The organism is Arthrobacter sp. zg-Y844 (genome assembly GCF_024385465.1).
Classification (GTDB): Bacteria; Actinomycetota; Actinomycetes; order Actinomycetales; family Micrococcaceae; genus Arthrobacter_B.
On record NZ_JANFLS010000001.1, the window covers coordinates 312,541 to 338,948 of the forward strand.

The window sequence follows — 26,408 nt, forward strand, 5'->3', positions numbered from 1 at the left end:
AAAGAGGTGAAACATGGAGGGTTTTACTGCCCTCTTCGAGCAGTACGACGTCCTCGGCGCTTTCTGGGTCAATATCCAGCTTGCCTTCTGGGCGGCGCTCTGGTCGCTGATACTCGGTACCGTCCTGGCACTGATGCGGATCTCGCCGATCCCCAGCCTGCAGTGGTTCGGTGCTGCCTACGTCAACATTTTCCGCAACACCCCGCTGACCATCATCATGGTGTTCGGCTCGCTGGCGCTGTGGTCGCAGCTGAATGTCAGCCTGTCCAGCGACTTCACCACCAACTTCTTCCGCCTTGCCGTGCTGTCGCTGACTGTCTACCACGCAGCGTTCTTCTGCGAAGCCATCCGCAGCGGCGTCAACACGGTTCCGCTGGGACAGGCTGAGGCCGCCCGGGCCATCGGCCTGGGCTTCCTGGAAGCAGCCCGGCTGGTCATCATGCCGCAGGCCTTCCGCGGCGCCATCGCCCCGATGGGCAACGTGCTGATCGCCCTGGTGAAGAACACCACCGTGGCCGCCACGGCCGGCGTCGCCCTGGAGACCTCCAGCATGATGAAGACCATGATCGAGTTCAATCCGAACCTGATGACGCAGATCTTCCTGACCTTTGCCATCGGCTACGTCATCATCGTTATCCCCATCGGCCTGCTCACCACCTGGGCCTCGAAGAAACTGGCGGTCGCACGATGAGCGCACAGAATGTCCTGTTTGATGCCCCCGGGCCCAAGGCCCGCCGGAACATCATGGTCGGCAACATCCTGGGCGTGCTGCTGATCGCAGCGCTGCTCTGGGTGGCGATCTCCGGGCTGGCGGACAAGGGCCAGTTCGACGCCGCCAAATGGACGCCCTTCCTGGAATGGCGGACCTGGGAGTACTTCATGCTCCCGGGACTGCTCTCCACGCTGAAGGCTGCCGCCGTGGCCGTGGTGACGTCGATTGTCTTCGGCCTGCTCTTCGGCATCGGGCGCCTTTCGCCTTTCAAGCCGATCAGCTGGGCCTGCGGGCTCGTGGTGGAGTTCTTCCGCGCGGTTCCCGTGCTGCTGATGATGGTGTTCTTCTACCAGTTCCTCTCCAAGTCCACTTCAGTGGAGCCCGCGCAGGTCCCCTTCTTCGCGGTTGTCATAGCCCTCACCCTGTACAACGGTTCGGTGATCGCGGAACTGGTCCGCTCCGGCGTCTTCGGTCTCCCGAAGGGCCAGCGCGAGGCCGGACTGGCCATCGGCCTGACGCCGGGCCAGTCGCTGCGCAGCATCGAGATGCCGCAGGCGCTGGTGGCCATGCTGCCGGCGCTGCTGAGCCAGTTCGTGGTCATCCTGAAGGACTCCGCACTGGGTACCTTCATCGGCTACACCGAGCTGCTGGACTACGCACGCCGCCTGGCTGCGGGCGAAGGCAACATCCTGCCCGCGCTGCTGGTCACCGCCGCGATCTTCATTGCCCTCAACTGGCTGCTCACGTTTGCCGCCCAGCGCCTTTCCCGGCGCCTGGGTGCACGGGCCGGCAAAGTGCTGAAGATCGAAGACACGATCGAGCCCGAGGGCATCGAAGCCCCGGTTCCGGCTGCCGCACCGGCGAAGGGTGCCGGAAAGTAACCGCACCCGGAACCACACAGCCAACGAAAAGAGGAGAGGACCGGCGCCTGCCGGTCCTCTCCTCTTTTGCTGCCTAAGCCCTCAATCGACGGGGCGGAACCCGCGGCCGACCTAGCTCAGCCAGGACCGAAGTGCCGCCAGGCACTCCCTCACGGCGGCGGCGTGCACGTGTTCGTTATCGGTGTGCGCCAGCAGCGCGTCCCCGGGGCCGAAGTTCACGGCGGGAATCCCCAGCGCACTGAAGCGGGCGACGTCGGTCCAGCCGTATTTCGGTTTCGGTTCGGCGCCCACGGCGGCCACGAAGGACGCAGCAGCCGGCAGGGTCAGTCCCGGCCGGGCGCCGGCCGCCGCGTCGGTGCGCACGACGTCGAACCCCGAAAGCAGCTCCCGGACGTAGGCTTCGGCTTCCTCGATGCCCTTGTCCGGGGCAAAGCGGTAGTTGATTTCGACGGTGGCCGCATCCGGAATCACGTTGCCCGCCGTCCCGCCCCAGATCCGGACGGCGTTCAGGGACTCACGGAAATCCAGGCCCTCGACGTTCACCGTGGCCGGTTTGTGGTCGCGCAGCCGCACGAGGATGTCCGCCGCGGCGTGGATGGCGTTCTCCCCCATCCAGGCCCGTGCGGAATGCGCGGCACGGCCCGTAGTGGTGGCATGGAAGCGCATGGTGCCGTTGCAGCCGCCCTCCACGGTCCCGTTGGTCGGCTCCAGGAGGACGGCGAAGTCCGCCTTCAGCCAGTCCGGATGGCTGCGCTCCAACCGGCCGAGTCCGCTGAGGGAAGCCTCGACTTCTTCGTGGTCGTAAAACACGTAGGTGACATCCCTGGCGGGCTCGGTGAGGGCGGCAGCCAGGGCCAGCTGGACCGCCACCCCGCCCTTCATGTCGGTGGCACCGCGGCCGTAGAGGACGTCCCCGTCCCACGTCGACGGTACGGTTCCGCGCGAGCCCGGCACCGTCGGCAGCGGCACGGTGTCCAGGTGGCCGGCAAGGATGATCCGCTCCGCCCGGCCGAGCCGGGTCCGGGCCACCACGGAGTCCCCGTCACGGGACACTTCGAGGTGGGGGCAGGTACGGAGAGCGGTCTCGACGGCATCCGCCAGGGCGGTTTCGTTTCCGGAAACGCTCTCGAAGTCCATCAGGTCCGCGGTCAGGTCCGCGACGTCGCCGAAAAGATCCAAGGAGGGCACAGATGCATCAGTCACCCTCCCACAGTACCGCTCGGTAGACTGGGAACCATGACTGTAAGCGCTGCCCCCACACCCGCTGAAACGCCCGACACCCGTACTGCCTCAGGCCTCGGCCTGGCCACCGTAACCTCCGACGGCGTCGTGCTCGATGTCTGGTTCCCCCAGCCCCTGCTGGGTGATGCCGCTTTCGACGAGGCCCTGAAAGAGGATCTCGATGCCGCCGCCGTTGCCATGGCCGACGGTATCCGCGGCACCCACGGCGAAGTGCTGGAAACCCGGATCGACCTCGACGCCGCCCCCGCCGACACCGCCGATGCCTACCTCCGCCTGCACCTGCTCTCGGCCCGCCTGGTCCAGCCGAACACCATCAACCTTGACGGCATCTTCGCCGCCCTGCCCAACGTGGTCTGGACCAACCACGGACCGTGCGCGGTGGCCGACTTCGAGGCGGTCCGCCTGCGGCTGCGCAGCCGCGGCACCGTGACGGTCTACGGGGTGGACAAGTTCCCCCGCATGGCCGATTACGTACTGCCCTCCGGCGTCCGCATTGCCGACGCCGGCCGGGTCCGCCTCGGCGCCCACCTCGCCGAAGGCACCACCGTGATGCACGAAGGCTTCGTCAACTTCAACGCCGGCACCCTCGGCACCTCCATGGTCGAAGGCCGCATCTCCGCCGGAGTAGTGGTGGGCGACGGGACCGACGTCGGCGGCGGCGCCTCCATCATGGGCACCCTCTCCGGCGGCGGCAAGGAAAAGATCACCTTGGGCGAACGTGTCCTCCTGGGCGCGAACTCCGGCGTCGGCATCAGCATCGGTGACGACAGCGTGGTGGAGGCCGGGCTGTACGTGACGGCCGGCACCCGGGTCAGCGTCCTCGACGGCGGCGAGCCCCGCCTGGTGAAGGCCGCTGAACTCTCGGGCGTGCCGAACCTGCTGTTCCGCCGCAATTCCGCCACCGGTGCGGTGGAGGCACTGCCCCGCAACGGACGCACCGTGGAACTGAACTCCGCGCTGCACGCGAACTAGCGGCCGGACGCCATGCAACTGCTCCAGCAGCATGAAACCCGTTCCTTCCGGGTGCTGGTCCTGCTGCTGGTGCTTTGCGTGGCGGCGTTCGCCGCCTTGTTCGCTGTCTCCGCGCTCTCGGGAAAGAAGCAGGCACCGGTGATCACTGAACGCTGCGTGGCCGTCGTGGGCGGCGCGGAATACTGGCTGACGCTGGAACAGGCGGCGAACGCCTCGATCATCTCCGGGGTGGCGGTGGCCCGCGGGCTGCCGCCGCGCGCCGTCTCCATTGCCCTGGCCACTGCCCTGCAGGAATCGGGGCTGCGCAACGTGGATTACGGCGACGACGCCGGCCCGGACTCCCGGGGGCTCTTCCAGCAGCGCCCGTCGCAGGGTTGGGGCAGCGAGGCGCAGGTCATGGACCCCGCCTACGCCGCCACCGCCTTCTACAACGGCCTGGAGCAGGTCCCGGGGTACTTGGAGCTCCCGATCACGGAAGCGGCCCAGGCGGTCCAGCGCAGCGCCTTCCCGGACGCGTACGCGAAGCATGAGGGACCTGCCCGTGCCTTCGCTTCGGCGCTGACCGGGCAGACCCCCACCGCCCTCTCCTGCACCCTGCGGACGCCAGCCGAATCCGCCGATCCCGCGGTGAGCGCTGCCGCCGTCGAGGAAATCTACGGACCGCTGAACGGGTCCGTGCTGGGCCCGCTCTACCTGGCCGACGTCGAGGGTGCCTACGGCTGGTCCGTGGCCCAGTGGTTCGTCGCCAATGCCAAAACGCTGGGGATCGAGTCCGTGGCCTACGACGGCCGGACCTGGCACCGGGGTACCGCCGTCTGGGCGGAGTCGGACGCCGTACCCGGCCAGGTGGCCGTCACCGCGTTCAGTCTCCCCGCCGAATAAACGGTCCCGCCGGGCACCACCGCCGCGGATACGGACGAGGAAGCGTTTAGGCTTAGAACCATGCGCATTCTAGTCACCGGTGGCACCGGCTATATCGGATCCCACACCACTCTCGCCCTCCTCGAAGCGGGCCACGATGTGGTGGTCCTGGACAACCTCCAGAATTCAAACGAGGAATCGCTGCGGCGGGTCCAGGAATTGTCCGGCCGCAAGGCGGAATTCATCAAGGCCGACCTGCTGGATGAAGCGGCGCTCGAAGCGGCCTTCAACGGCCGCTCCATCGATGCGGTCATCCACTTCGCCGGGTTGAAGGCAGTGGGAGAATCGGTGGCTAAGCCGCTGTACTACTACACCAACAACGTGGTCGGCACCATCAACCTCCTCCATGCCATGGACCGGCATAACGTCCGGACCATCGTCTTCAGCTCGTCCGCCACCGTCTACGGCGCATCCGAAGAGGTTCCCCTCACCGAGGACTCTCCCATGGATGCCGTGAACCCCTACGGGCGCACCAAGGAACAGATCGAGGACATCCTCAGTGACCTCGGTGCCGCCGACGAACGCTGGAGCGTCGCCCTGCTGCGGTACTTCAACCCTGCCGGGGCCCACGAGTCCGGCCGGATCGGCGAGGATCCCACCGGAGTCCCGAACAACCTGCTGCCGTTCGTGGCGCAGGTTGCCGTCGGCCGCCGCGAAAAGGTCATGGTCTTCGGCAATGACTACCCCACACCGGACGGCACCGGCGTCCGCGACTACATCCATGTAGTGGACCTCGCCGCAGGCCACCTCGCCGCGCTCAACTACCTGGGCGAGGCCCCCGGCGTGCACCGCTGGAACCTGGGCACGGGCAACGGCTCTTCCGTCCTGGAAGTCCTCTCCGCCTTCTCCGCCGCCGCAGGCAAGGAAATCCCGTACGAGTTCGCCGAGCGCCGCCCGGGAGATGCCGCCGTAAGCTACGCCGACCCTGCCGCAGCGCACGCCGACCTCGGCTGGCGGGCCGAACGCACGCTGGAAAGCATGTGCGAGGACCACTGGCGCTGGCAGAAGAACAACCCCGAGGGCTACACCGCCCCGTAGGGCTTACAGTCCGTCAGCACCGCTGCCCGGCCTGCGCGCAGAAACCGTGCTGACGGGGCTGTAAGCGTTCAACACGAAAAAGGGAAGGTCCCCGGAATTCTCCGGGGACCTTCCCTTTTTCGTGTGTCTTACAAACCGATCAGCGCTGCGGGTAGTTGCGCTCCGGGGCGCCCGTGTAGAGCTGGCGCGGGCGGCCGATCTTCGTCTGCGGGTCCTGCATCATTTCACGCCACTGGGCAATCCAGCCCGGCAGGCGGCCAATGGCGAACAGGACCGTGAACATCTTCTCCGGGAAGCCCATGGCCTTGTAGATCAGGCCGGTGTAGAAGTCCACGTTCGGGTAGAGCTTGCGCTCGATGAAGTAGTCATCCGCCAGTGCCTTCTCTTCCAGGCGCATGGCGATGTCCAGCAGCTCGTCGTTGCCGCCGAGCTTGGCCAGGATGTCGTGGGCGGTGGCCTTGACGATCTTGGCACGCGGGTCGTAGTTCTTGTAGACGCGGTGCCCGAAGCCCATGAGCTTCACGCCGTCTTCCTTGTTCTTGACCTTTTCCATGAAGGTCTCCGGCTGCATGCCGGTGGCCTGGATGTCGCGCAGCATGTTCAGCACTGCCTCGTTGGCCCCGCCGTGCAGCGGCCCGAAGAGGGCGCTGATGCCGGCCGAAACCGAAGCGAACATGTTGGCGTTGGAGCTGCCCACCAGACGGACCGTGGAGGTGGAGCAGTTCTGCTCATGGTCCGCGTGCAGGATCAGCAGCAGGTCCAGGGCCTTGACCAGGTCCGGATCGATTTCGTACGGCTCTGCCGGCAGGCCGAAGGACAGCCGCATGAAGTTCTCTACGAGGTTCATGGAGTTGTCCGGGTAGAGCATCGGCTGGCCGATGGACTTCTTGTGCGCGTAGGCCGCGATCACGGGCAGCTTTGCCATCAGGCGGACCGTGGAGAGCTCCACCTGTTCTTCGTCGAACGGGTCCAGGGAGTCCTGGTAGAAGGTGGACAACGCACTGACCGCCGAGGACAGGACCGGCATCGGGTGCGCGTCGCGCGGGAATCCGCCGAAGAAGCCCTTGAGGTCCTCATGGAGCATGGTGTGGCGACGGATCCGCTGGTCGAAGTTCTCCAGCTCGGTGGGCGTCGGCAGTTCCCCGTAAATCAGCAGGTACGAGGTCTCGAGGAAGCTCGAGTGCTTTGCCAGTTGCTCAATGGGGTACCCGCGGTAGCGCAGGATGCCCTCGTCGCCGTCGATGTAGGTGATCGCGGAGGTGGTGGCCGCCGTGTTCATGAAGCCGGGGTCAAAAGTGACGGTGCCGGTCTGCTTCAGCAGCTTGGAAACGTCGTAACCGTTGTTTCCTTCAGCTGCGGCAACGCGGGGCAGTACAAGCTCGTCTTCCGGGTTTGGCCCGTACTGGAGCTTGGCACTTGGTTGCTCAGTCATTAATTCTCCTTTAGGAGTTTTCGAAACCGCCGCTATGTACATCCGCTTCCGGCGGACATAGTGCATTCCACTAAACTATTTCGCTAAAACGCTACCGGTTTCAGTGCCCTTACCACTAATCGAGGCGGGCACTGTTGTACAAGCGCAACATCGCTGGGCGCAGTATTTACGGTGCAGTGCCCAATACTATTCCTCCGCGGCACCTCCGCCGTCCGGGGGGTGTCCGGGCACCGGGCCTATGCGCGCAGCAGGCCGCCCGGCGCGGACCCCGCGTGCAGGCGCTGTGCGGCTGCCCGGATGCCCTCGTCCGTGCCGGTGAGGGCAATCCGGACGAAGCCGGCACCGGCGTCGCCGTAGAAAACGCCGGGGCCCACCACTATTCCCAGTTCCGCGAAACGGGCCACGGTGGTCCAGGTGTCCTCGCCGGCACTCGCCCAGAGGTACAACCCGGCTTCCGAGTGCTCGATTTTCAGGCCGAACGCCTCCAGTGCCGGGACGAGCAGGTTGCGGCGGGCGCGGTAGCGGTCCTTCTGCGCCGCCACATGCGCGTCGTCGCGCAGCGCTGCGGCCATGGCGGCCTGCACCGGCGCGGGGACGATCATTCCGGCGTGCTTGCGGCTGTTGACCAGGTTGGCGATCAGCGCCGGATCTCCGGCTGTGAACGCGGCGCGGTAACCGGCCATGTTGGACTGCTTGCTCAGGGAGTACACCGCGAGCAGGTTCTCGGTGCTTCCGCCGCTGATCCGCGGATCCAGGATGCTGGGGACGGGTTCGCCGCCTTCAGCCGGATCCCACTGGCCCCAGCCCAGTTCGGCATAGCATTCGTCCGAGGCAACCACTGCGCCCAGGGCGCGGGCCTCTTCGACGAGGGTGCGCAGCGACTGGGCGGAACGCACAATGCCGGTGGGGTTGCCCGGTGAGTTCACCCAGACCAGCCGTACGCGGGAACGCGTCTGCTCGTCCAGGTCGGAGAGGTGGTCCGCCGCTACCGCCGTCGCGCCGGCGAAGACCGCCCCCATATCGTAGGTGGGGTAAGCGACCACGGGGCGGACAACGACGTCGCCCTCCCCCAGCCCGAGCAGCAGCGGGAGCCAGGCCACGAGTTCCTTCGAACCCACGGTGGGCAGCACGGCGGCCGGATCCAGCCCGGACACGTTCCGGCGGCGGGCAAACCAGTCAACGACGGCGGCGCGCAGGTCCGCGGTGCCGTGCGTAGTGGGATAGCCCGGGGCATCCGAAGCCGCTGCCAGCGCGTCACGGACGACGGCGGGCGTCGGGTCCACGGGGGTGCCGATGGACAGGTTCACCGCACCGTCAGGGTGCTCGGCTGCCCGGCGCTGGTAGGGCGCCATGGCGTCCCAGGGGTATTCCGGCAGGTCCAGCCCGAAGGCCCGGGACGCCGCGGCGCTCATGCCTGGTTCTGCGGCGGCAGGGCCGCGATGATCGGGTGGTCCGTGTGCGTGTTGCCTACCTTGGCGGCGCCGCCGGGCGAGCCCAGGACGTCGAAGAACTCGACATTGGCCTTGTAGTACTCGGCCCATTCCTCGGGAGTGTCATCTTCGTAGTAGATGGCCTCCACCGGGCAGACAGGTTCGCAGGCCCCGCAGTCAACACATTCGTCCGGGTGGATGTAGAGGGAGCGTTCGCCTTCATAGATGCAGTCCACGGGGCATTCTTCGATACATGCCTTGTCTTTTACATCCACGCACGGCTGCGCAATTACGTACGTCACGTCCCTTGCCTTCCTGATCTGCGGACCGTCGGCCTCAAGGGACGGCGGATCGCTGGGTGTTGGTTCCACGTTAGTAGCCTTGTCCATTATCTCCCAGCCGGAGCGTCCCGGTGACGCCGGTGCCGCCGTAGGATGGAGGGATGACGCCCGAAGACCCTGCCGCGCTGCTGCGCGGCCTGCAGCCCGGCGTCCGCGTGGTGGTCCGCTACCGGATCGACGGCGGCTTCACGGACGCGCTGGGCACCCTCAGCGACGTCGGGACGGACGGCTGTACGGTCTCCACCCGGCGCGGCGAGGTCCCCATCGCGTATCCGCTGGTTACGGCGGCCAAAACCGTCCCGCCCGCTCCCCCGCGCCGAGCTGCGCGTACACGTCCGCTGTAACCCCGTGAAAATCCCATGCAAAAAGGCCGCCGGAACACAATGTTCCAGCGGCCTTTTTACACACTCTTGAAGTTCTGCGGATGCCTTAGGCGGCGGTGCCGGCTGCCCGGTCCCGGCCGAGCACGCGTGCGCAGACCAGCACAGCTGCGACGGTGGCCAAAGCCTGCCCGAAGAGCCACACCAGTCCGGCGGTCACTACCGACGGCTGCTCCGGAGCGGAGGAACCGGTCACGATCAGCGGTACCTCACTGACGAGGTCCAGGGAAAAGAGCCCCAGCACCAGGTAGGTGATCACGCCGGTGACGGCACTCAGCAGTGCACTGCGCTGCCAGAGGCCGACCAGCAAGGCGACGGCACCGCTGAACACTACGGCCAGCAACGCACCGACGGGCAGTCCGTCGTCGCCCGCATACACCACGTGGCCGTGCAGGGACGTGCCCAGCAGCGCGGCCAGGATCCCGCCGGCAACGGCCGCAAGAGGCCCCCGCCAGCGCGGGGACCTCTTGCCGGTCTCAGCCGTGGTGGAAATGACTAGGCCTTGGCGCGGGCGCGGTTGGCCTTGGCACGGTCGTTCGCGTTCAGGACCAGCTTGCGGATGCGGATGGACTCCGGAGTGACCTCTACGCATTCGTCCTCACGGGCGAATTCGAGCGACTCTTCCAGGGTGAGCTTCCGCGGCGGGGTCAGGTTCTCGAAGGTATCCGAGGAAGCGGCACGCATGTTGGTGAGCTGCTTTTCCTTGGTGATGTTCACATCCATGTCATCGGCGCGGGAGTTCTCGCCGACGATCATGCCCTCGTAAACCTCGGAGGTGGGCTCCACGAAGAAGGAGCCGCGTTCCTGCAGCTTGATCATTGCGAACGGGGTAACGACGCCGGAGCGGTCGGAGATCAGCGAACCGTTGGTGCGGTACTCGATCGGACCGGCCCAGGGCTCGTAGCCCTCGGCGATGGACGAGGAGATGCCTGCACCGTGGGTTTCCGTGAGGAACTTGGTGCGGAAGCCGATCAGGCCACGGGCGGGAACGATGAATTCCATGCGGACCCAGCCGGTGCCGTGGTTGGCCATGTTGACCATCCGGCCCTTGCGGACGGCCATCAGCTGCGTGACGGCGCCCAGGTATTCCTCGGGTACGTCGATGGTCATGTGCTCCATCGGCTCGTTGACCTTGCCGTCAACGATCTTGGTGACAACCTGCGGCTTGCCGACGGTCAGCTCGAAGCCTTCGCGGCGCATCTGCTCCACCAGGATGGCCAGCGCGAGCTCGCCGCGGCCCTGGACTTCCCAGGCGTCCGGACGCTCGGTCGGAAGGACCTTCAGCGACACGTTGCCGATCAGTTCCTTGTCGAGGCGGTCCTTGACCTGGCGGGCCGTAACCTTGGCGCCCTTGACCCGGCCGGCCAGCGGCGAGGTGTTGATACCGATGGTCATGGAGATCGCGGGATCATCCACGGTGATCAGCGGCAGCGGCTTGGGGTTGTCGACGTCGGTCAGGGTCTCACCAATGGTGATGTCCTCGATACCGGCGACAGCAACGATCTCGCCCGGTCCGGCGGATTCGGTCGGGACCCGGTCCAGTGCCTTGGTCGCCAGCAGTTCGGTGATCTTGACGGTCTTCATGGTGCCGTCGTGGCGGGCCCAGGCAACGGTCTGGCCCTTGCGCAAGGTGCCGTTGAAGATACGCAGCAGGGCCAGGCGGCCGAGGAACGGGGAGGCATCCAGGTTGGTGACGTGCGCCTGGAGGACACCCTCGGGGTCGTACGTGGGAGCCGGGATGTGGTCGATGATCGTCTGGAACAGCGGTTCCAGGTTGTCATTCGCGGGGGCTGAGCCGTCGGCCGGCTGCTCCAGGGAGGCTGCACCGACGCGGGCGGCGGCGTAGACAACGGGGACGTTCAGGACCAGGTCAAGGTCAAGGTCCGGGACTTCGTCCGCAAGGTCGGAGGCCAGGCCGAGCAGCAGGTCCATGGACTCGCTGACAACCTCGTCGATCCGGGCATCGGGACGGTCGGTCTTGTTGACCAGGAGGACTACCGGCAGCTTCGCGGCCAGCGCCTTGCGCAGCACGAAGCGGGTCTGGGGCAGCGGGCCTTCAGAAGCGTCAACAAGCAGCACAACGCCGTCGACCATGGACAGGCCGCGCTCGACCTCGCCGCCGAAGTCGGCGTGGCCGGGGGTGTCGATGACGTTGATGGTGATGGTTTCGCCCTTGGCGGCCGGACCGTTGTAGAACACGGTGGTGTTCTTGGCCAGGATGGTGATGCCCTTTTCGCGCTCCAGGTCACCGGAGTCCATCACGCGGTCTTCCACGTCTCCGTGGGCGGCAAACGAGTTCGTCTGCTTCAGCATGGCGTCGACGAGAGTCGTCTTACCGTGGTCAACGTGGGCCACAATCGCAACGTTGCGGAGATCGCTTCGTACTGCGGTATTTACAGCCGTGTTGGTTTCTGACATGCGTGAGGACTCAATTCATAGGAGATCAGTTCGGGGTGTATCTTTTTCGGCCGGATTGGTACCGGCGTTTCCGGCTGTTCTGTACGAATGCTGATTCAATCGCTTGCTCAATCACCAGTCAGAATCCACCGAAGGCCCCGCCGTCAGCGGGCACGCTAACATTCTAGTCGCAATACCATACGATCCCTAATGCGTGCCTTTGAGGGGCGGACCCGACTGCGTGGTTTCGGGTCGCGGACAGGGCCCGGGACAGGCGCAAACCCGGGGCCGTGCCGGACACACTGAAGGCGGGGAACCTGTCCGGTTCCCCGCCTTCAGCGCAGGTGCTGCGAGGCCGCTAGGCGACTTCGGGCGGCAGTTCCAGGCGTGAGCCCGGGATGGCCGCCAGCAGTGCCTGCGTGTAGGCCTGCTGAGGGGCGTCGAACACCTCGTCCGTGGTGCCGGTCTCCACGAGCTTGCCCTTTTCCATCACGCAGACGAAGTCCGCGATCTGCCGGACCACCGCCAGGTCATGGGTAATGAACAGGTAGCTCAGTCCCAGCTCCGACTGCAGGTCCGCCAGCAGGTTCAGGATCTGGGCCTGCACCAGGACGTCCAGCGCCGAAACCGCTTCGTCGCAGATGACCACCTCGGGATCCAGTGCCAGGGCCCGCGCAATGGCCACGCGCTGGCGCTGGCCGCCGGAGAGCTCGTTCGGGAAGCGGCGCATCACCGACGACGGCAGGGCAACCTGGTCAAGGAGCTCGCGCACCTTGGCCTCGCGGCTCTTGGACGTGCCGATCTTGTGCACCCGAAGCGGCTCTTCGATGGTGCGGAAGATGTTGTACATCGGGTCCAGGGAACCGTACGGATCCTGGAAGATCGGCTGTACCCGGCGGCGGAACTCGAACATCCGCTTGCTGTTCAGCGTGGTCATATCCACCCCGTTGAACAGGATGGAGCCGCTGGTGGGCGTCTCCAGGTTCAGCACCATGCGGGCCACTGTGGATTTGCCCGAGCCGGACTCCCCCACGACGGCGGTGGTGGTGCCGCGCTTGATGTCGAAGGAGACGTTGTCCACGGCGGTGAAATCCGTCGACTTGCCGAGCCCGCTGCGGAGCTTGAAGACCTTCGTCAGGTCCTTCACCTCAATGACGTTATCCGCAGCCTTCAGCTTGGCATCGTCTTCGGAGGTGAGCAGGTCTGCGCTCTCCAGGCCGCGGCTCTTCGCAGAGTCGATGCGCTTGGAGGCCAGTGAGGGCGCCGATTCCACGAGCTTGCGTGTGTAGGGGTGGCGGGGGTTGGTAAGGATTTCCAGGGCCGGCCCGGATTCCACCACGCGTCCCTTGTACATCACAACGACCTTCTGGGCACGTTCCGCGGCCAGGCCGAGGTCGTGCGTGATCAGCAGTACCGCGGTGCCCAGTTCCTCCGTGAGGGTGCCCAGGTGGTCCAGGATCTGGCGCTGGACGGTGACGTCCAGCGCCGACGTCGGCTCATCGGCGATGAGCAGTCGGGGCCGGCAGGACAGGCCAATGGCAATCAGTGCACGCTGGCGCATGCCGCCGGAGAACTCGTGCGGGTACTGCTTGGCGCGGCTTGCCGCATCCGGCAGGCCGGCCTGCTCCAGGACCTTGGCGATGTCCGCCGAGGAGTGGGGCAGCCCGTTGGCGCGCAGGGTTTCCTTGACCTGGAAACCGATCTTCCACACCGGGTTCAGGTTGGACATCGGATCCTGCGGAACCATGCCGATCGAGTTGCCGCGCAGCTCCTGGATCCGCTTGGCGCTGGCATTGGAAATGTCCTCGCCGTCAAAGAGGATCTGGCCTGCGCTGACCCTGCCGTTGCCGGGCAGCAGGCCGATGGCCGCCAGCGCCGTCGTCGACTTGCCCGAGCCGGACTCGCCCACGATGGCCACGGTTTCGCCGGGCATGATCGTCAGGTGTGCGTCACGGACTGCTTCCACGTCGCCGTTTGCGGTGGCAAAGGTGATTGCCAGGTCGCGGACTTCCAGCAGGGGCTTCACAGCCGCATTTTGTGTATTGATGGTCATCGTTTGCGCGCCTTCGGATCAAGAGCATCACGGACCGCGTCGCCGAGCATGATGAAGCTCAGCACGGTGATGGAGAGGGCGGCCGCAGGCCAGAGCAGCGTTGAGGGATTGGACCGCAACGAAGACTGGGCGGCCGAGATGTCATTGCCCCAGGACATGATGCCCGGCGGGAGCCCGATGCCCAGGAAGGACAGCGTGGCTTCCGCAACGATGAACGTGCCCAGCGAGATGGTGGCGATCACGATCACGGGGGCGGTGGAGTTGGGAATAACGTGCTTCACCAGTGCCGAGAACCGCGAAACGCCGAGGGAGCGGGATGCCACCACGAAGTCCGCGTTGCGGACCGAGATGACGGCGCTGCGGGTGATGCGGGCCACCTGGGGCCACCCGAAGATCAGCAGCGTGAAGACCACCGTCATGACGGTGCGGTTCTCGCGGAAGGTCGGCAGCTGCATGATGATGATGGCGCCGAGGATCAGCGGCAGGGCGAAGAAGATATCGCCGACCCGGGCGAGGATGGCGTCGAGCCATCCGCCGTAGTAGCCGGCCAGTGCTCCCGCGATGCCGCCGATGATCACGACTGCCAGTGTGGTCAGCACTCCCACCATCAGGGATGCGCGCGTGCCGTAGATGACGCGGGCGTAAACGTCGCAGCCCTGGAAGGTGAAGCCCAGCGGGTGACCCGCCGAGGGTGCGCCGTTGGAGTTGGCCAGCAGGCAGTTTTCATCCGGTGACGCATTCGTGAACAGGCCCGGGAAAGCCGCGACCGTGAGGATCAGCAGGATAAGCAGTGCGGAAATGACGAACAGCGGCTGGGTGCGCAGGTTGCGCCAGGCCTCCCCCCAGAGGCTCAGCGGCTGGACGTCGTCCTTGACGCTGTCGGTCGCCGCCAGAGGGGTTTCCTCCAGCGGAGCGACGTAGTGCTCGATGTTTGTGGTGTCTTTATGCATAACGGATCCTCGGATCAAGCCAGGCGTACAGGAGGTCTACCAGGAGGTTGGCGATGACGTAGACGAAGACGAGGACACTCACGATCGACACGATCGTCGGCCCCTCTCCCCTGATGACTGACTGGTAAAGTCGCTGTCCCACTCCGGGGACGTTAAAGATGCCTTCGGTGACGATGGCGCCGCCCATCAGCGCGCCCAGGTCCGCCCCGAGGAAGGTCACCACGGGGATCAGGGAGTTGCGCAGGATGTGCACGGTGACCACGCGCGGCCGGGAAAGCCCCTTCGCGGTGGCGGTGCGGACGTAGTCGGCGTTCATGTTCTCGATGACCGAGGTGCGCGTCAGGCGCAGCACGTAGGCGAAGGACGCCAGGCCCAGGACCACTGCCGGCAGTATCAGGTCCGCCCAGCTGGCGTCGCCGCCGACTGTTGGGCTGGTCCATTGGAGCTTGACGCCCACCAGGAACTGCAGCAGGAAGCCGAGTACGAACACCGGGATCGCGATCACGATCAGGGAGACAACCAGGACGGTGCTGTCGAAGATCTTGCCCTTCTTCAGGCCGGCCATGAGGCCGAACGCAATACCGAAGACCGCTTCGAAAAGCAGGGCCAGCACGGCAAGGCGCATGGTCACCGGGAAGGCCTGGGCCAGGACGGCCGAAACCTCGCGGCCGGAGAAGTCGACCCCCAGGTTAAAGGTGACCAGGTTCTTCAGGTACAGCAGGTACTGGACGATGAAGGGCTGGTCCAGGTTGTACTGGCTGCGCAGCTGCGCGGCGACGGCCTCGTTAACCGGCTTATCGCCGAAGAGTGCGGCAATGGGGTCTCCCGGGAGGGAGAACACGAGGAAATAAACGAGGAATGTTGCCCCGAAGAAAACGGGGATCATTTGGAGGAAGCGTCGAATGACGTAGCCGGCCATTAGGGGTGGCCTCCTGCCAGCTGTGGGGGATTGGAGTCTCGCATCTTTTTTCTATGCCTGTTCTTGATAGAACCCGAAATACAAGCCGGGGCCCGGCCTTCTGGCCGGGCCCCGGATCGGTCGGTCTAGATACTGCTACTTGGCCGTGACGTTGTAGTACACAGGGACGCCGTTCCAGCCGGTTTCAACGTTGTCCACGTTTTCACTCCAGCCGGACTGTGCAACCTGGTACCACAGCGGGATGACGGGGAGGTCCTTCAGCAGGACTTCCTGGGCCTGGTTGAAGATTTCGGCTCCGTCTTCCGGGGTGGAAGCGGCAAGGCCTTCGCCCAGGAGCTTGTCGAACTCTTCACTCGAGTATTCGCCGTCGTTGGAACCTGCCCCGGTGCCGTACAGCGGGCCGAGGAAGTTGTTCAGGGACGGGTAGTCAGCCTGCCAGCCGGTGCGGATAGCACCGGACAAGGTCTTGGCGGTAGCGTCTGCGCGCAGTTCCTTGAACGTTGCGTAGGGCTTGCCTTCGGCCTTGATACCAAGGTTGTTCTTCAGACCGTTGGCTACGGCGTCAACCCATTCCTTGTGGTTGGCGTCGGCGTTGTAGCCGATGGTGAAGGCCTGGTCGGCGGGCCAGGGTGAAACCTTCTCGGCTTCTTCCCAGAGTTCCTTGGCCTTCTCGGGGTTAAACTCGAGCACCTCGTTGCCGGGGATGCTGTCGCTGTAGCCCTCGATGACCGGAGCGGTGAATTCGGTGGCCGGTTCACGGGATCCCGAGAAGACGACGTCGGTGATTTCGTCCCGGTCGATGGCCATGGAGATGGCCTGGCGGCGCAGTTCTCCGGCTTCGCCCGAGAACTCCGGCAGGTAGCCGGGGATCGTGATGGTCTGGTTGCCTGCATACGCCTTTTCGGAGAAGCGGCCCTCGCCCAGATCGGTCTTGAACGTCTTCAACGCCATGTTGGGAATGGTGTCGAGGATGTCCAGCTCGTTCGACTGCAGGTCTGCGTAGGCTGCGTCGAAGGAGGAGTAGAACTTGAAGGTTACTCCGCCGTTCTGCGGTACGCGGGTTCCGGTGTAATCCGGGTTGGCGACCAGGTCGATCTGGATTTCGTGCTGCCAGGCGTCGTCCCCGGCCAGCTTGTACGGTCCGTTGCCGACCGGATTCTCGCCGAACGCGGCGGGATCTTCCAGTGCACCGGCGGGCAGCGGGAAGAAGGCGGTGTAGCCAAGTCGCTGCGGGAAGTCGGATTCCGGCTGGCTGAGCTTGACGGTGAACGTGGTGTCATCCACCACGGCCAGTCCGCTCATGGTGTCGGCTGTGGCACCTTCTGCACTGACTTCGTCGTAGCCTTCGATGCTCTCGAAGAAGTACGAGTTCAGCTGGGCATTCTTGGCGGCTGCACCGAAGTTCCAGGCGTCAACGAAGGACTTGGCCGTGATGGCCTCGCCGTTGGTGAACTTCTGGTCCGCCTTCACCTTGATGGTGTAGGTCTGGGAATCTTCGGTCTCGATGGACTCGGCGAGTTCGTTGACCGTGTTGCCGTCAGCGTCGTAGCTGACCAGGCCTTCGAAGAGCAGGTCCATGATGCGTCCGCCGCCAACTTCGTTGGTGTTGACCGGCATCAGCGGGTTCTGCGGTTCGGTGCCGTTAGCGGTGATGATCACGGCGTTGTTGCTGCCTTCGGTCTCACCCGAGCCTTCGGCCGATTCGTCGGATCCCCCACCGCAGGCGCTCAGCGTAAGTGCGGCAAGTGCCGCTACGCTCAGCATTTTGGAAGTGCGTGTGACGCGCATTCCGCCTCCTAGTTCTATTCGGTGCCGGCGATGATGACGCCGGCGTTGCGGCTCTGCCAAATGGTGAACCGACTCACAAGGCCAAAAGCATAAGCCCACTTTGTTGCCGTCAGGTAACCAAGTCCGGCATGTGGCGCCGGTATGGACACCGTGTGGTGGATCACATTGCATCAAAGACGCTGATGACGTGGGGAAAGACCGGCCCATACCGCCTGGTAACGATTTGGCATACGTGGGATGTATTACATGCAATGACATGTCATATTGCGTGCTCGGCGGCGAAAATCACCTGCGCCGTACTTAGGCCGGGCAGGCCGAGCGGGACGCTATTGAGGCTGCCGCGCATCCCGTCCGGCCAGCATCTCCGGCAGCCCGTCCACCTGGGCCAGGGCCTGCTCCCGGTTGCCAAGTGCAACGCTGACGTGGTGGCCGATGTAACCGCGGACTTCGGCGGAGAACTCGTGCCTGGCCGCGGATGCGACGGCGGCGTTTGCCTGGTTCCGCAGAGTGATGAGAACGGGATTGTTCTGCAGTGTGCGGTCAACCCACTCCGGATGGCCGAAGACGCGACCCATCTGAATAGTCCCGTCGTCGAGGTATCCAGCTGCATAGACCGCCGCGGCACCGAAGGCTGCCTGCTTGCCCAGATCACTCCCGAGCTCGGTTGCGTAATAGGAGCGGATCTCCCTGGCGAGGTAGTCGACCACCGGGCGCATGGCCTCGACGTCGGGCTCACTGACTGTTTTGGTCTCGCTGGCCCGTTGGATGGCCTCGCCAACCAGGTCGAGCTGCGTGGTGAGCTCTGTGCGCAGGTCAGGGTCCAGTTGCTTGCCTTCGCTCACGGCGACGGCGTTATGGAAAACCATCAGTCGCTGGAGGTTGGCGAAGATGAGCGCAAGGGCGTTGAAGCGGTGTTCTTCCGGAGTCATCGGGCCAATGTAGCGGGGCGTTTGCTGGGGGTTCCACGGCGCGCCGAACCATTTCCGCCTTGCCTCTGATGCGGGCGAGGGGCGGCTTCTCCCCCGCGGGGTAAATTGGGCTGTATGAGAATCACCATTATCGGCGGCTCGAAGGGCACCGGCGCCCGGCTGGCTTCCCTCGCCCAAGAGGCAGGCCACGAAGTATCCGTCCTCTCACGCAGCGGTACCGCACCCGAAGGTGTCCGGAGCGTCACCGGAAACGCAACCGACCCGGAGGCAGCCGCCCGGGCAGTTGCGGGGGCCGACGCCGTCGTAGTGACCGTGGGAGGGGCCAAGGGTGTCCATCATCAGCGCGGCGCCGTTACTCGGACCGTTATCGGCGCGATGCGGGCAGAAGGCGTACGGCGGCTTGTGGTGCAGTCTTCGCTGGGCGCAGGAGACTCGGCGTCCCAGCTTCCCGGACCGCTGGGACTGATTACCCGGATCGTGCTTGCGAAAGCCTTGGCGGATCACAACGCCCAGGAGTCCGCCGTCCAAGGCTCCGGCCTGGACTGGACCATCCTCCGACCCACCGGCCTGACAGACAAGGAACCGTCCGGCACCTGGCGGATGCTCGAGACGACGGACAACGGAAAACTCAAGGGCTCCATTCCGCGGGCCGACCTTGCCGCCTGCATGCTCAGCCTCCTGACGGACGAGTCCGCCGTCGGCAGGGCCTTTGGCGTCAGCAGCTAGGGCCCCGGAGCCAGCGGCTTCACCATGATCAGGCACGGCGTGGCTTCTCCCCAGAGATCCGTCTCCTCCAAGGGCAGGAATCCCCGCTTCTCATAGAAGTGCCGGGTTCGCGCGTAGCCGGAGTCCGGATGGGACGGACCGAGCGCCTTCACCTCAAGGAGGTGTACGCCGCGGCTGATCGCGTCGGCCTCGATGGCCGCCAGCATCGTGGTTCCGACGCCGGAGCCGTGAGCTGCGCGGTCCACCACGGTGAGGTGGATCTCGGCCACATGCGGAAAGTGCCGGTCGACCAGGGTGACTCCGATGACGGAACCGCCGACGTCGCGCACGGTCCAGGTTTCCTTGGTTCGGGCGGCGTCGATGTACTCGGCATTCGAGTCCGGCTGCCCGAACCATTCGGGCACGGTGGCGAGCAGGCGGGCGACGTCGTCGGGCACGGGGTGGTCCTGGGCGTGGCTCTAACTTCTCCCTGTGCCGTGGAGTCGACGCCGCTACCCTGCCGATCACGCCTAGGCAATTTCGGCCTGGATCTCACGGATCGCCGCCCCCAGGATGCCGCGCGACAGCAGCCCCTCGCCCAGTGGGCCGGAGGAGTCCGTACCCACAGACGGCAGCAATCTCAGCACGGCCCGTTCGCCGTCGCTCAGGTTGGCCAACTGCCACTGGATCTCCTGCCGGACCGCCTCCGGTTGTTCCGGATTCGAGAGCGAGACTGCCTTCGCCGCGTAGGCGGCCGCGCCCAGGGCATGGGCGCCCATGTGGGCGACGGCGGCGGCCTGGGCGACGGCGCGGGCCGCGGCAGCGCCGGCCGGCGTCGTCGCGGCATTCGCGATCTTCACGACGATGAGCCGCTTGCTGATTTCGTCTGCAGCGGTTCCCGATCCTGAGCTGTACGCACGGGTGCGGGCGAGTGCGGCCCGGGCTGTTTCTTCCGCGGCTTCATCTGCTTTGTAGAGCGGCAGGACACGTTCAGCGCATGCTGCCGCCCAGCGCGCGATGGTGCGCCGGTTCGGATCGCTGAGGGTCTGGGGTGAGGCCATCCCCAGATGATGCCACACCGGCTTGCGGGCGCGGCCTGATGCTGGTTGACGACACCACGGGATGCTGAGCAGGAACGCACCGACCTGTCGCCGTCGTGCTCTACAAAGCTGCCGTCCTCATGCGTTCCCGAGCTGACTCAGGCCGTCGCCAGTGCCCCCTCTTTCTGAGCCTTGGCGGCCGCGATGCGCGGCCCGCTAAACCACAGCACGATCCCCGCCAAGACCCACACGCCCAGGGTCAGGGCCGCAGCCCCTCCGCCGGCGCCGTCGAAATAGGCCGCGGCACGCACAAGGGTGCCGGCAGCGCCGGGTGGCAGAAGCTGGCCGATCATAGCCACTCCGGCGGAAAGCCACTGTGCGCTGGTCGAGATGCCGGCGAAGGGGTTGCCCACAAACATCATGGACATGGCGGCAATGGTGAAGCCTTTGGTGCCAAAGCACTCATAGAGGCCGGCGAGCGGCAGTGCCAGCGCTGCGATGCCCAGGGCGACGCTTGCCGCGACCGGGACCAGCGGACCCTCAATGCTGCCGAAGACGTGCTTCAAAACTGCAGCGACCACGAACCCGCCGGCGATTGAAAAGCCGGTAAGGCCGGCCAAGATCCACCAGCGTTTCCCGGACAGCATGGAGCGGAACGCCACGGCGGGCACGATACCGCCGAAGACCAGGGGGAAGGCCAGGCCACCGATGCCCACGCCCGTCGGGTCGCCCGCGGGAAGCGGAACCACGTCCACAATCTCGGCCGTCTGCCCCGTGCTGCCCGCCATCGTGGCGCCGACGTTGCTGACGGTCCCGGATACGGCTGTTGACCCGGCGCTCGCCACGTAGACCTGCATGTCTTCCGGATCTGAGAAGTCGAAACCGCCGACGATGTCCCGGTCCCGGATTCCCTGCTCCAGGTCGTCGGCACTTTCATAGGCCTGGACAACGAAGGCGCCCGGCGACTGGGACTCCAGGGTTTCCGAGACCGTCTCGGCCTTCTCCTGCGCACCAACTACACCCAGGCCCAGGTCCCGCGGTCCGGAAAGGAGTGAGGGTGAGATGAAGAGCATCAGGAGTGCAAGCAGAATGACCGAGAGTCCGACGGTCAGGCCCGCCCAAATGGCTGCATGCTTTCGATGGGAGCCGGTTGCCGGCGTTTGAGCTGTCATGGATCCTTCGTTTGTGGAGGAACTTCCTCCACTTCTACGGATGATATTCCTCCGGTTTAGACTGAAGGTCAACTTGAAGGGGGCCGGATGAGAGCTGACGCTGCGCGGCGAAGAGAAGCGATCGTCGCCCATGCGAGGCACCTTTTTGCCGAGCGGGGCGGCGATGTTGCGCTGGAGACGGTAGCCGCGGCGAGCGGAGTCGGCATTGCTACCCTGTACCGCAATTTCCCCTCCCGCGATGAACTGGTCCGAGCCGTAGTGCAGGACACTGTCGAGGGCATCTTGGAAGCGGCAAACGAGGCCCGCGCCGGGCTGGAAACGGACGCTGCGGCGTCATGGGAGCGGCTCTTATCGCACCTGATGTCCATGGAGTTGGGTGCGCTGACCGATGGCCTCGCGCTGCAGCCCGGTGCCGTCCGCGATTTGAACGCCACTCCCCTGGCGCAGGTGCAACAGCCTGCACTTCACGCCCTTGACGAGGTGCTGTCTGCACTGAAAACCCAGGGGGTGGTACGCCAGGAGCTCACCGCGCTGGACGTGATCGTTGCGGTGGCGACGATCACCCGTCCGCAGATCTCGCCCATCCGTGAAGCGGCGCCGGAGGTGCAGGCCCAGCTGGCGCATGCGTACCTGCTGTGGACCCGCACCTCGTAGGGTAGCCAGAAAAATAAAAAGCGCCTCTCGGGTCGAAATCCGGGAAGCGCTTTTTCGGAGCACGACTAGACGTTGAAGCGGAACTCCACCACGTTCCGTAGCCAATCAACCTCTTACATTCGCAGTCAGATTACCTTCGAGGTAGGGGAAGCCGAGCGCTACGTCCCGGGTGATCTGAGGAATGTCTCCGGCGGCGGCAGCATGGGCCGCTGACGGAACCCCGCTCCCACGTCGGAGGTCCTGCCGCCGGCGCGCGGCACCGGACCCTGCCAGCGGCGCCGCCGTCCTTTGCCACCTGGGCGCTTCTTGGTATCAGTGACTGGTTTGGAGTGCCTCAGTGTAGAGTTTCGGGTCGTTCCTGGTTTCAGCTGAGATGACAAGATGACTGCCGTTGAGACGCTGCGCAAAGTACCCCAAATAGGGCAGTACGATGATCGTCGTGAGCCCGTCTTGCCATGCCTTAACCAGCACCGGAAGGCTATCTTGTTCGGACCGGGAAGGAAAGTTCGGCGTTGTCTGTTTATCCCACGTATTGAAGGCCACCAGATCTACCCCATCCTCGCCGTATTCGACGGGCCAGAACGGTGGCACAATCGGGTGGAGTTCCTGTCCAGGGCTCGAGAGTTTTTGCATCTCTTCCTGTGAGATCGGTTCGTTTTGAACTGTGCTTACGTTGAACCAGTCCCAGCTGCGGTCCCATTGCTGCTTCCAGCGTTCATCCCATACCTCACGGCTTGCTGACGCCGGGATCTTCGATGCACCCGTCGCAGGCACAGGGCTGAGTTCCGGAATTTCGATGTCCTGGGCGATCATCCATGCCTGTCGGATAAAGAGAAGCATCTTCAGGTTCTGCGCGTGGTCATCAATCCGGATGGTCATTTCCTTTGGCCAAACAGCCCGCCGTCTAAGCCCTATTCCCCACATAGTGACTCCTTGATTTGTCGGCCGGACGGAGAACAGTGGTTGGTGCCAAGCATCGCATTCGACCTGCCTTCAGTAAATGGTTCGCTCAAAGCTTGAGGCCCCGATCGGAAATGTCCGCTGGGATCGGGGCCTCCGGAGGCGAACTAAGTCGTGACCCGTGCTGGCTATTCTTCTTCAAAGGCCCGTGGGCGGTACCGCGCGAGATCCACGAGGGCTGGTGACGGTACAACCCTCGATCCATAAACAAGAAATGCCGCCCTCAGACGCTTTCGCTGAGGGCGGCATTTCGATTGATTCAGGCGAAATAATCTAAACGTTGAATCTAAACTCCACCACATCGCCGTCGGCCATAACGTAGTCCTTGCCTTCGATGCGGACCTTGCCGCGGGATTTGGCCTCGGCCATGGAGCCGGCGTCGACCAGGTCGTCGAAGGAGACAACTTCGGCCTTGATGAAGCCACGCTGGAAGTCGGAGTGGATGACGCCGGCAGCCTGGGGCGCGGTGTCGCCCTTGCGGATGGTCCAGGCGCGGGTTTCCTTGGGGCCGGCAGTCAGGTAGGTCTGCAGGCCGAGGGTGTGGAAGCCGACGCGTGCCAGCTGGTCCAGGCCGGATTCTTCCTGGCCGTTCATTTCCAGCATTTCGCGGGCTTCTTCTTCGTCCAGCTCCACCAGGTCGGCTTCGAGCTTGGCGTCGAGGAAGATCGCGTCTGCCGGTGCCACCAGTTCACGCAGTTCGGCCTGGCGGTCCGGGTTGCCCAGCACGGCGTCGTCCACGTTAAACACGTAGATGAACGGCTTGGCGGTGAGCAGGCTCAGCTCGCGCAGGTGCTCCATGTCCAGCTTGTCGCTGGCCACGGAAGAGAAGATCGTGTCGCCGCGTTCCAGGACGGTGCGGGCGGCCTCCATGGCGGCCAGCTGCGCGGCGTCGCGCTTCTTGATCTTGACTTCCTTCTCCACCCGCGGGATCGCCTTTTCCAGCGTCTGCAGGTCAGCCAGGATCAGCTCGGTGTTGATGGTTTCCATGTCCGACCGCGGGTCCACCTTGCCGTCCACGTGGATGACGTCGGGGTCATCGAACACGCGGATAACCTGGGCAATGGCTTCGGCTTCACGGATGTTGGCGAGGAACTGGTTGCCCAGCCCTTCGCCCTCGGAAGCGCCCTTGACGATCCCGGCGATGTCCACGAAGGACACCGTTGCCGGAAGGATGCGCGCCGAACCGTGGATTTCGGCCAGCTTGGCCAGCCGCGGATCGGGAAGGGACACGACGCCGACGTTCGGTTCGATGGTGGCGAACGGATAGTTCGCCGCCAGCACGTTGTTGCGGGTCAGCGCATTGAACAGGGTTGATTTGCCGACGTTGGGCAGGCCGACGATGCCAATAGTAAGAGCCACGTTAGTAAATGATACCGGGCGCTAGGACTCGTCCGCACGACGGCGGCCGCCAAGGCCGAGGGTGGAGTCCCCCATGGCCTTCAGCGTGGCGCGGATTTCCTTCGGCAGGGAGAAGATAATGTCCTCTTCGGCCGTCACTACCTCTTCGACGTCGCCGTAACCGTACTGGGACAGCAGGTGCAGCACGTCCTGGACCAGGTTTTCGGGAACGGAGGCACCGGACGTGACGCCGACCGTGGCCACGCCCTCGAACCAGCTTTCGTCCACCTCGTTGGCAAAGTCCACGCGGTAGGAGGCCTTGGCGCCGTACTCCAGCGCCACTTCCACCAGCCGGACGGAGTTGGAGGAGTTCGCCGAACCCAGCACCAGCACCAGGTCCGCTTCCGGAGCGATCTTCTTGATGGCTGCCTGGCGGTTGGAGGTTGCGTAGCAAATGTCGTCGCTGGGCGGGTCCTGCAGGGAGGGGAAGCGTTCGCGCAGCAGGTTGACGGTGTGCATGGCTTCATCCACGCTCAGCGTGGTCTGGGAGAGCCAGATGACCTTGTCCGGGTTCCGGACGGTGACCTTGTCCACGTCTTCGGGGCCGTTGACGATCTGCATGTGTTCCGGCGCTTCGCCGTAGGTGCCTTCGACCTCTTCGTGGCCTTCGTGACCGATCAGCAGGATGTCGAAGTCGTCGCGGGCAAACCGGACGGCTTCGCGGTGCACCTTGGTGACCAGCGGGCAGGTGGCGTCGATGGTCTGCAGGTTCCGGTCCTTGGCGGACTGGACGACGGCGGGTGAGACGCCGTGCGCGGAGAAGATCAGCCGTGCGCCCTCGGGAACCTCGTCGGTTTCATCCACGAAGATCGCACCCTTTTCCTCCAAAGTGGTGACCACGTGGAGGTTGTGGACGATCTGCTTGCGGACGTACACGGGCGGGCCGTAGGCTTCCAGCGCCTTTTCGACGGCAATGACAGCCCGGTCCACTCCCGCGCAGTAGCCCCGCGGTGCAGCCAGCAGCACGCGCCGCGGACCGAAAACGGGAGCCGCAGCTGCCACTTCCTCGGGGGTGCGGCGCCGCCGGGGCACGGTGGGCATAGGCACGGAGATAACTGTGCTGGTCATGCACCCATGCTATCGGGTGGGCCATGGGTTCCCGTCCCCGCAGACCGTGGGTACGCTCACAGCGGAGCTACCGCCGGGAGCCCCTCAGGACCCGTGCCAGCATCCCGGCCACGAACGCGGCGGCTCCGGCCAGCATCAGGCCGATGGTCCAGGTGCGCAGGCTTGCCGAGGCCTCTCCGGCAAAGGCCTCGGCGAACGCGGACGCCACGGGACTGCTGAACTGCTGTGCGGAGACCTGGCCCGGCAGCATCCCCGCTCCCAGCCACAGCACTCCCCCGGCGAGCGCCACACCCAGGCCGATCAGCGCAAAGGTGGTAGACCGGCGTCGTGCGGCCAGCAGTGCCAGAAGACCGGCGACGGCGGCAGCGAGCGCCAGTACCGGCCAGGCCTCGCCCGCCCGCTCGGCGTTTCGCATCAGCTCCGCGTGCCCGGCTCCGCCGATTTCCACGGGGACCTGCTCCGCAGCCGGCACGTCCACGGACAGTTCGTTCCCCACGCTGCCCGTGACAAGCGAGACCAGGGGTGCGACGTCGAGCGTCAGCGCCGCTCCTGACCCCTCCGCGGCGTCCCCGAAGGTGAGCGCATGCGAGCGGCGCAGCGTTTCGCTCCACGCCTCGGGATATTCGGGCAGTGCCTGGACCTGTTCCACGGCCGAGGTGATCAGCGGCTCCACCACGGAGGCCAGCGGAGCAGGCACGTCCACCGCACCGACGGCCTCTGCGGACAGGGCCGTGGCGAGTTCGCGCTGGAAGGTTTCGTCCCGGGCCAGCGGTTCGCCGAGGGAGGCAAAGCCGTTTTCCGAAACCACGTTCGTGTTCAGCCACGCCCCGCAGAAGGCCGCCGCAGTCAGGAGGACGGCGAGCAGGCCGAAGACGGCTGAGACGAATGTGCGCATAAAGAAATTCCTTGTCCGTTGGGATCCGCGGGCGTTGAGGACGGCCGGCGGAACCGGACCGGGGGAAGCACCTGATAGACATTAAGCCTGGGCCGGTTCCTCCGCCGGCCCGAGAGCCAGTTCCAATCCAC

General features: G+C 65.1%; 26 protein-coding genes. 8 read left to right on the plus strand and 18 right to left on the minus strand.

Annotation, left to right across the window (positions count from 1 at the left end):
* Window positions 1-13: 13 nt before the first annotated feature.
* On the plus strand, window positions 14-691 hold the full coding sequence (locus NNX35_RS01400; protein ID WP_227918455.1) for an amino acid ABC transporter permease: 678 nt from the start codon (window positions 14-16) through the stop codon (window positions 689-691).
* Window positions 688-1,593 carry an amino acid ABC transporter permease gene (locus NNX35_RS01405; protein ID WP_255764796.1) on the plus strand — a complete coding sequence of 302 codons (906 nt, stop codon included), beginning with the start codon at window positions 688-690 and terminating at the stop codon, window positions 1,591-1,593. The genes NNX35_RS01400 and NNX35_RS01405 overlap by 4 nt, the downstream gene beginning before the upstream one ends.
* Before the next feature lie 111 nt (window positions 1,594-1,704).
* Here the strand turns inward: NNX35_RS01405 and dapE are convergent, their stop codons facing one another.
* Window positions 1,705-2,796: a succinyl-diaminopimelate desuccinylase gene (dapE, locus tag NNX35_RS01410; protein ID WP_255866793.1), complete on the minus strand. Its 1,092-nt coding sequence runs from the start codon at window positions 2,794-2,796 to the stop codon at window positions 1,705-1,707.
* A gap of 33 nt (window positions 2,797-2,829) precedes the next feature.
* Here dapE and dapD point away from each other — a divergent pair, with 33 nt between their 5' ends.
* From dapD to galE, 3 genes are read left to right on the plus strand one after another with little or no spacing between them, the layout of a single operon-like run.
* On the plus strand, window positions 2,830-3,807 hold the full coding sequence (gene dapD, locus NNX35_RS01415) for a 2,3,4,5-tetrahydropyridine-2,6-dicarboxylate N-succinyltransferase (protein ID WP_255862681.1): 978 nt from the start codon (window positions 2,830-2,832) through the stop codon (window positions 3,805-3,807).
* Window positions 3,808-3,819: 12 nt separating this feature from the next.
* On the plus strand, window positions 3,820-4,689 hold the full coding sequence (locus tag NNX35_RS01420) for a hypothetical protein (RefSeq protein WP_255866794.1): 870 nt from the start codon (window positions 3,820-3,822) through the stop codon (window positions 4,687-4,689).
* Between the two features lie 60 nt (window positions 4,690-4,749).
* The gene (galE, locus tag NNX35_RS01425) at window positions 4,750-5,766 is read left to right on the plus strand and encodes a UDP-glucose 4-epimerase GalE (protein WP_255862680.1); all 1,017 of its coding nucleotides are present in this window, start codon (window positions 4,750-4,752) and stop codon (window positions 5,764-5,766) included.
* 139 nt (window positions 5,767-5,905) lie between these two features.
* On the opposite strand, the gene NNX35_RS01430 is transcribed toward galE, so the two are convergent.
* The 3 genes from NNX35_RS01430 to fdxA form a co-directional block, all read right to left on the minus strand.
* Window positions 5,906-7,198, minus strand: coding sequence for a citrate synthase (locus NNX35_RS01430; protein ID WP_255764801.1), 1,293 nt, complete (start codon window positions 7,196-7,198; stop codon window positions 5,906-5,908).
* A gap of 236 nt (window positions 7,199-7,434) precedes the next feature.
* Complete coding sequence (gene dapC / locus NNX35_RS01435) at window positions 7,435-8,610, minus strand: succinyldiaminopimelate transaminase (protein WP_255866795.1); 1,176 nt, start codon at window positions 8,608-8,610, stop codon at window positions 7,435-7,437.
* Window positions 8,607-8,930 carry a ferredoxin gene (gene fdxA / locus NNX35_RS01440; RefSeq protein ID WP_227918473.1) on the minus strand — a complete coding sequence of 108 codons (324 nt, stop codon included), beginning with the start codon at window positions 8,928-8,930 and terminating at the stop codon, window positions 8,607-8,609. The genes dapC and fdxA overlap by 4 nt, the downstream gene beginning before the upstream one ends.
* 140 nt (window positions 8,931-9,070) lie before the next feature.
* Here fdxA and NNX35_RS01445 point away from each other — a divergent pair, with 140 nt between their 5' ends.
* Window positions 9,071-9,313 (plus strand): hypothetical protein, encoded by a 243-nt coding sequence (locus NNX35_RS01445; protein ID WP_255764803.1) that lies wholly within the window; start codon window positions 9,071-9,073, stop codon window positions 9,311-9,313.
* Between the two features lie 85 nt (window positions 9,314-9,398).
* Here NNX35_RS01445 and NNX35_RS01450 read toward each other — a convergent pair whose 3' ends face one another.
* From NNX35_RS01450 to NNX35_RS01480, 7 genes are all read right to left on the minus strand, one after another.
* Window positions 9,399-9,731: a hypothetical protein gene (locus NNX35_RS01450; protein ID WP_255866796.1), complete on the minus strand. Its 333-nt coding sequence runs from the start codon at window positions 9,729-9,731 to the stop codon at window positions 9,399-9,401.
* Between the two features lie 113 nt (window positions 9,732-9,844).
* Window positions 9,845-11,767, minus strand: coding sequence for a translational GTPase TypA (gene typA, locus NNX35_RS01455; protein WP_230020977.1), 1,923 nt, complete (start codon window positions 11,765-11,767; stop codon window positions 9,845-9,847).
* A gap of 337 nt (window positions 11,768-12,104) precedes the next feature.
* Complete coding sequence (locus NNX35_RS01460; protein WP_255764806.1) at window positions 12,105-13,799, minus strand: ABC transporter ATP-binding protein; 1,695 nt, start codon at window positions 13,797-13,799, stop codon at window positions 12,105-12,107.
* Window positions 13,796-14,749, minus strand: coding sequence for an ABC transporter permease (locus NNX35_RS01465; protein WP_255764807.1), 954 nt, complete (start codon window positions 14,747-14,749; stop codon window positions 13,796-13,798). Before NNX35_RS01465 ends, NNX35_RS01460 begins: the two co-directional genes overlap by 4 nt.
* The gene (locus NNX35_RS01470) at window positions 14,742-15,668 is read right to left on the minus strand and encodes an ABC transporter permease (protein WP_227918490.1); all 927 of its coding nucleotides are present in this window, start codon (window positions 15,666-15,668) and stop codon (window positions 14,742-14,744) included. Before NNX35_RS01470 ends, NNX35_RS01465 begins: the two co-directional genes overlap by 8 nt.
* Before the next feature lie 135 nt (window positions 15,669-15,803).
* Complete coding sequence (locus NNX35_RS01475) at window positions 15,804-17,456, minus strand: ABC transporter substrate-binding protein (protein WP_255866798.1); 1,653 nt, start codon at window positions 17,454-17,456, stop codon at window positions 15,804-15,806.
* A gap of 326 nt (window positions 17,457-17,782) precedes the next feature.
* Window positions 17,783-18,385, minus strand: coding sequence for a hypothetical protein (locus NNX35_RS01480; RefSeq protein WP_255866800.1), 603 nt, complete (start codon window positions 18,383-18,385; stop codon window positions 17,783-17,785).
* Between the two features lie 114 nt (window positions 18,386-18,499).
* Between NNX35_RS01480 and NNX35_RS01485 the strand changes: the two genes are divergently transcribed.
* Window positions 18,500-19,111, plus strand: a complete 612-nt coding sequence (locus NNX35_RS01485; protein WP_255866801.1) for an NAD(P)-dependent oxidoreductase — start codon at window positions 18,500-18,502, stop codon at window positions 19,109-19,111.
* On the opposite strand, the gene NNX35_RS01490 is transcribed toward NNX35_RS01485, so the two are convergent.
* From NNX35_RS01490 to NNX35_RS01500, 3 genes are all read right to left on the minus strand, one after another.
* Complete coding sequence (locus tag NNX35_RS01490; RefSeq protein ID WP_255866802.1) at window positions 19,108-19,548, minus strand: GNAT family N-acetyltransferase; 441 nt, start codon at window positions 19,546-19,548, stop codon at window positions 19,108-19,110. The two genes, NNX35_RS01485 and NNX35_RS01490, sit on opposite strands and share 4 nt — an antisense overlap.
* A 72-nt stretch (window positions 19,549-19,620) precedes the next feature.
* Window positions 19,621-20,151 (minus strand): putative immunity protein, encoded by a 531-nt coding sequence (locus tag NNX35_RS01495; RefSeq protein ID WP_255866803.1) that lies wholly within the window; start codon window positions 20,149-20,151, stop codon window positions 19,621-19,623.
* Between the two features lie 137 nt (window positions 20,152-20,288).
* Complete coding sequence (locus NNX35_RS01500; RefSeq protein WP_255866804.1) at window positions 20,289-21,302, minus strand: hypothetical protein; 1,014 nt, start codon at window positions 21,300-21,302, stop codon at window positions 20,289-20,291.
* 87 nt (window positions 21,303-21,389) lie between these two features.
* Between NNX35_RS01500 and NNX35_RS01505 the strand changes: the two genes are divergently transcribed.
* Entirely contained in the window at window positions 21,390-21,956 is a 567-nt protein-coding gene (locus tag NNX35_RS01505; RefSeq protein ID WP_255866805.1) for a TetR/AcrR family transcriptional regulator, read from the plus strand.
* Between the two features lie 312 nt (window positions 21,957-22,268).
* On the opposite strand, the gene NNX35_RS01510 is transcribed toward NNX35_RS01505, so the two are convergent.
* The 4 genes from NNX35_RS01510 to NNX35_RS01525 form a co-directional block, all read right to left on the minus strand.
* Complete coding sequence (locus NNX35_RS01510) at window positions 22,269-22,835, minus strand: hypothetical protein (RefSeq protein WP_255866806.1); 567 nt, start codon at window positions 22,833-22,835, stop codon at window positions 22,269-22,271.
* 354 nt (window positions 22,836-23,189) lie between these two features.
* Entirely contained in the window at window positions 23,190-24,275 is a 1,086-nt protein-coding gene (gene ychF, locus NNX35_RS01515) for a redox-regulated ATPase YchF (RefSeq protein WP_255865070.1), read from the minus strand.
* Window positions 24,276-24,296: 21 nt separating this feature from the next.
* A complete protein-coding gene (locus NNX35_RS01520) occupies window positions 24,297-25,382 on the minus strand; it encodes a 4-hydroxy-3-methylbut-2-enyl diphosphate reductase (protein WP_255866807.1) in 1,086 nt (361 codons plus the stop codon).
* 67 nt (window positions 25,383-25,449) lie between these two features.
* The gene (locus NNX35_RS01525; RefSeq protein WP_255866808.1) at window positions 25,450-26,277 is read right to left on the minus strand and encodes a hypothetical protein; all 828 of its coding nucleotides are present in this window, start codon (window positions 26,275-26,277) and stop codon (window positions 25,450-25,452) included.
* Between the last annotated feature and the right edge of the window lie 131 nt (window positions 26,278-26,408).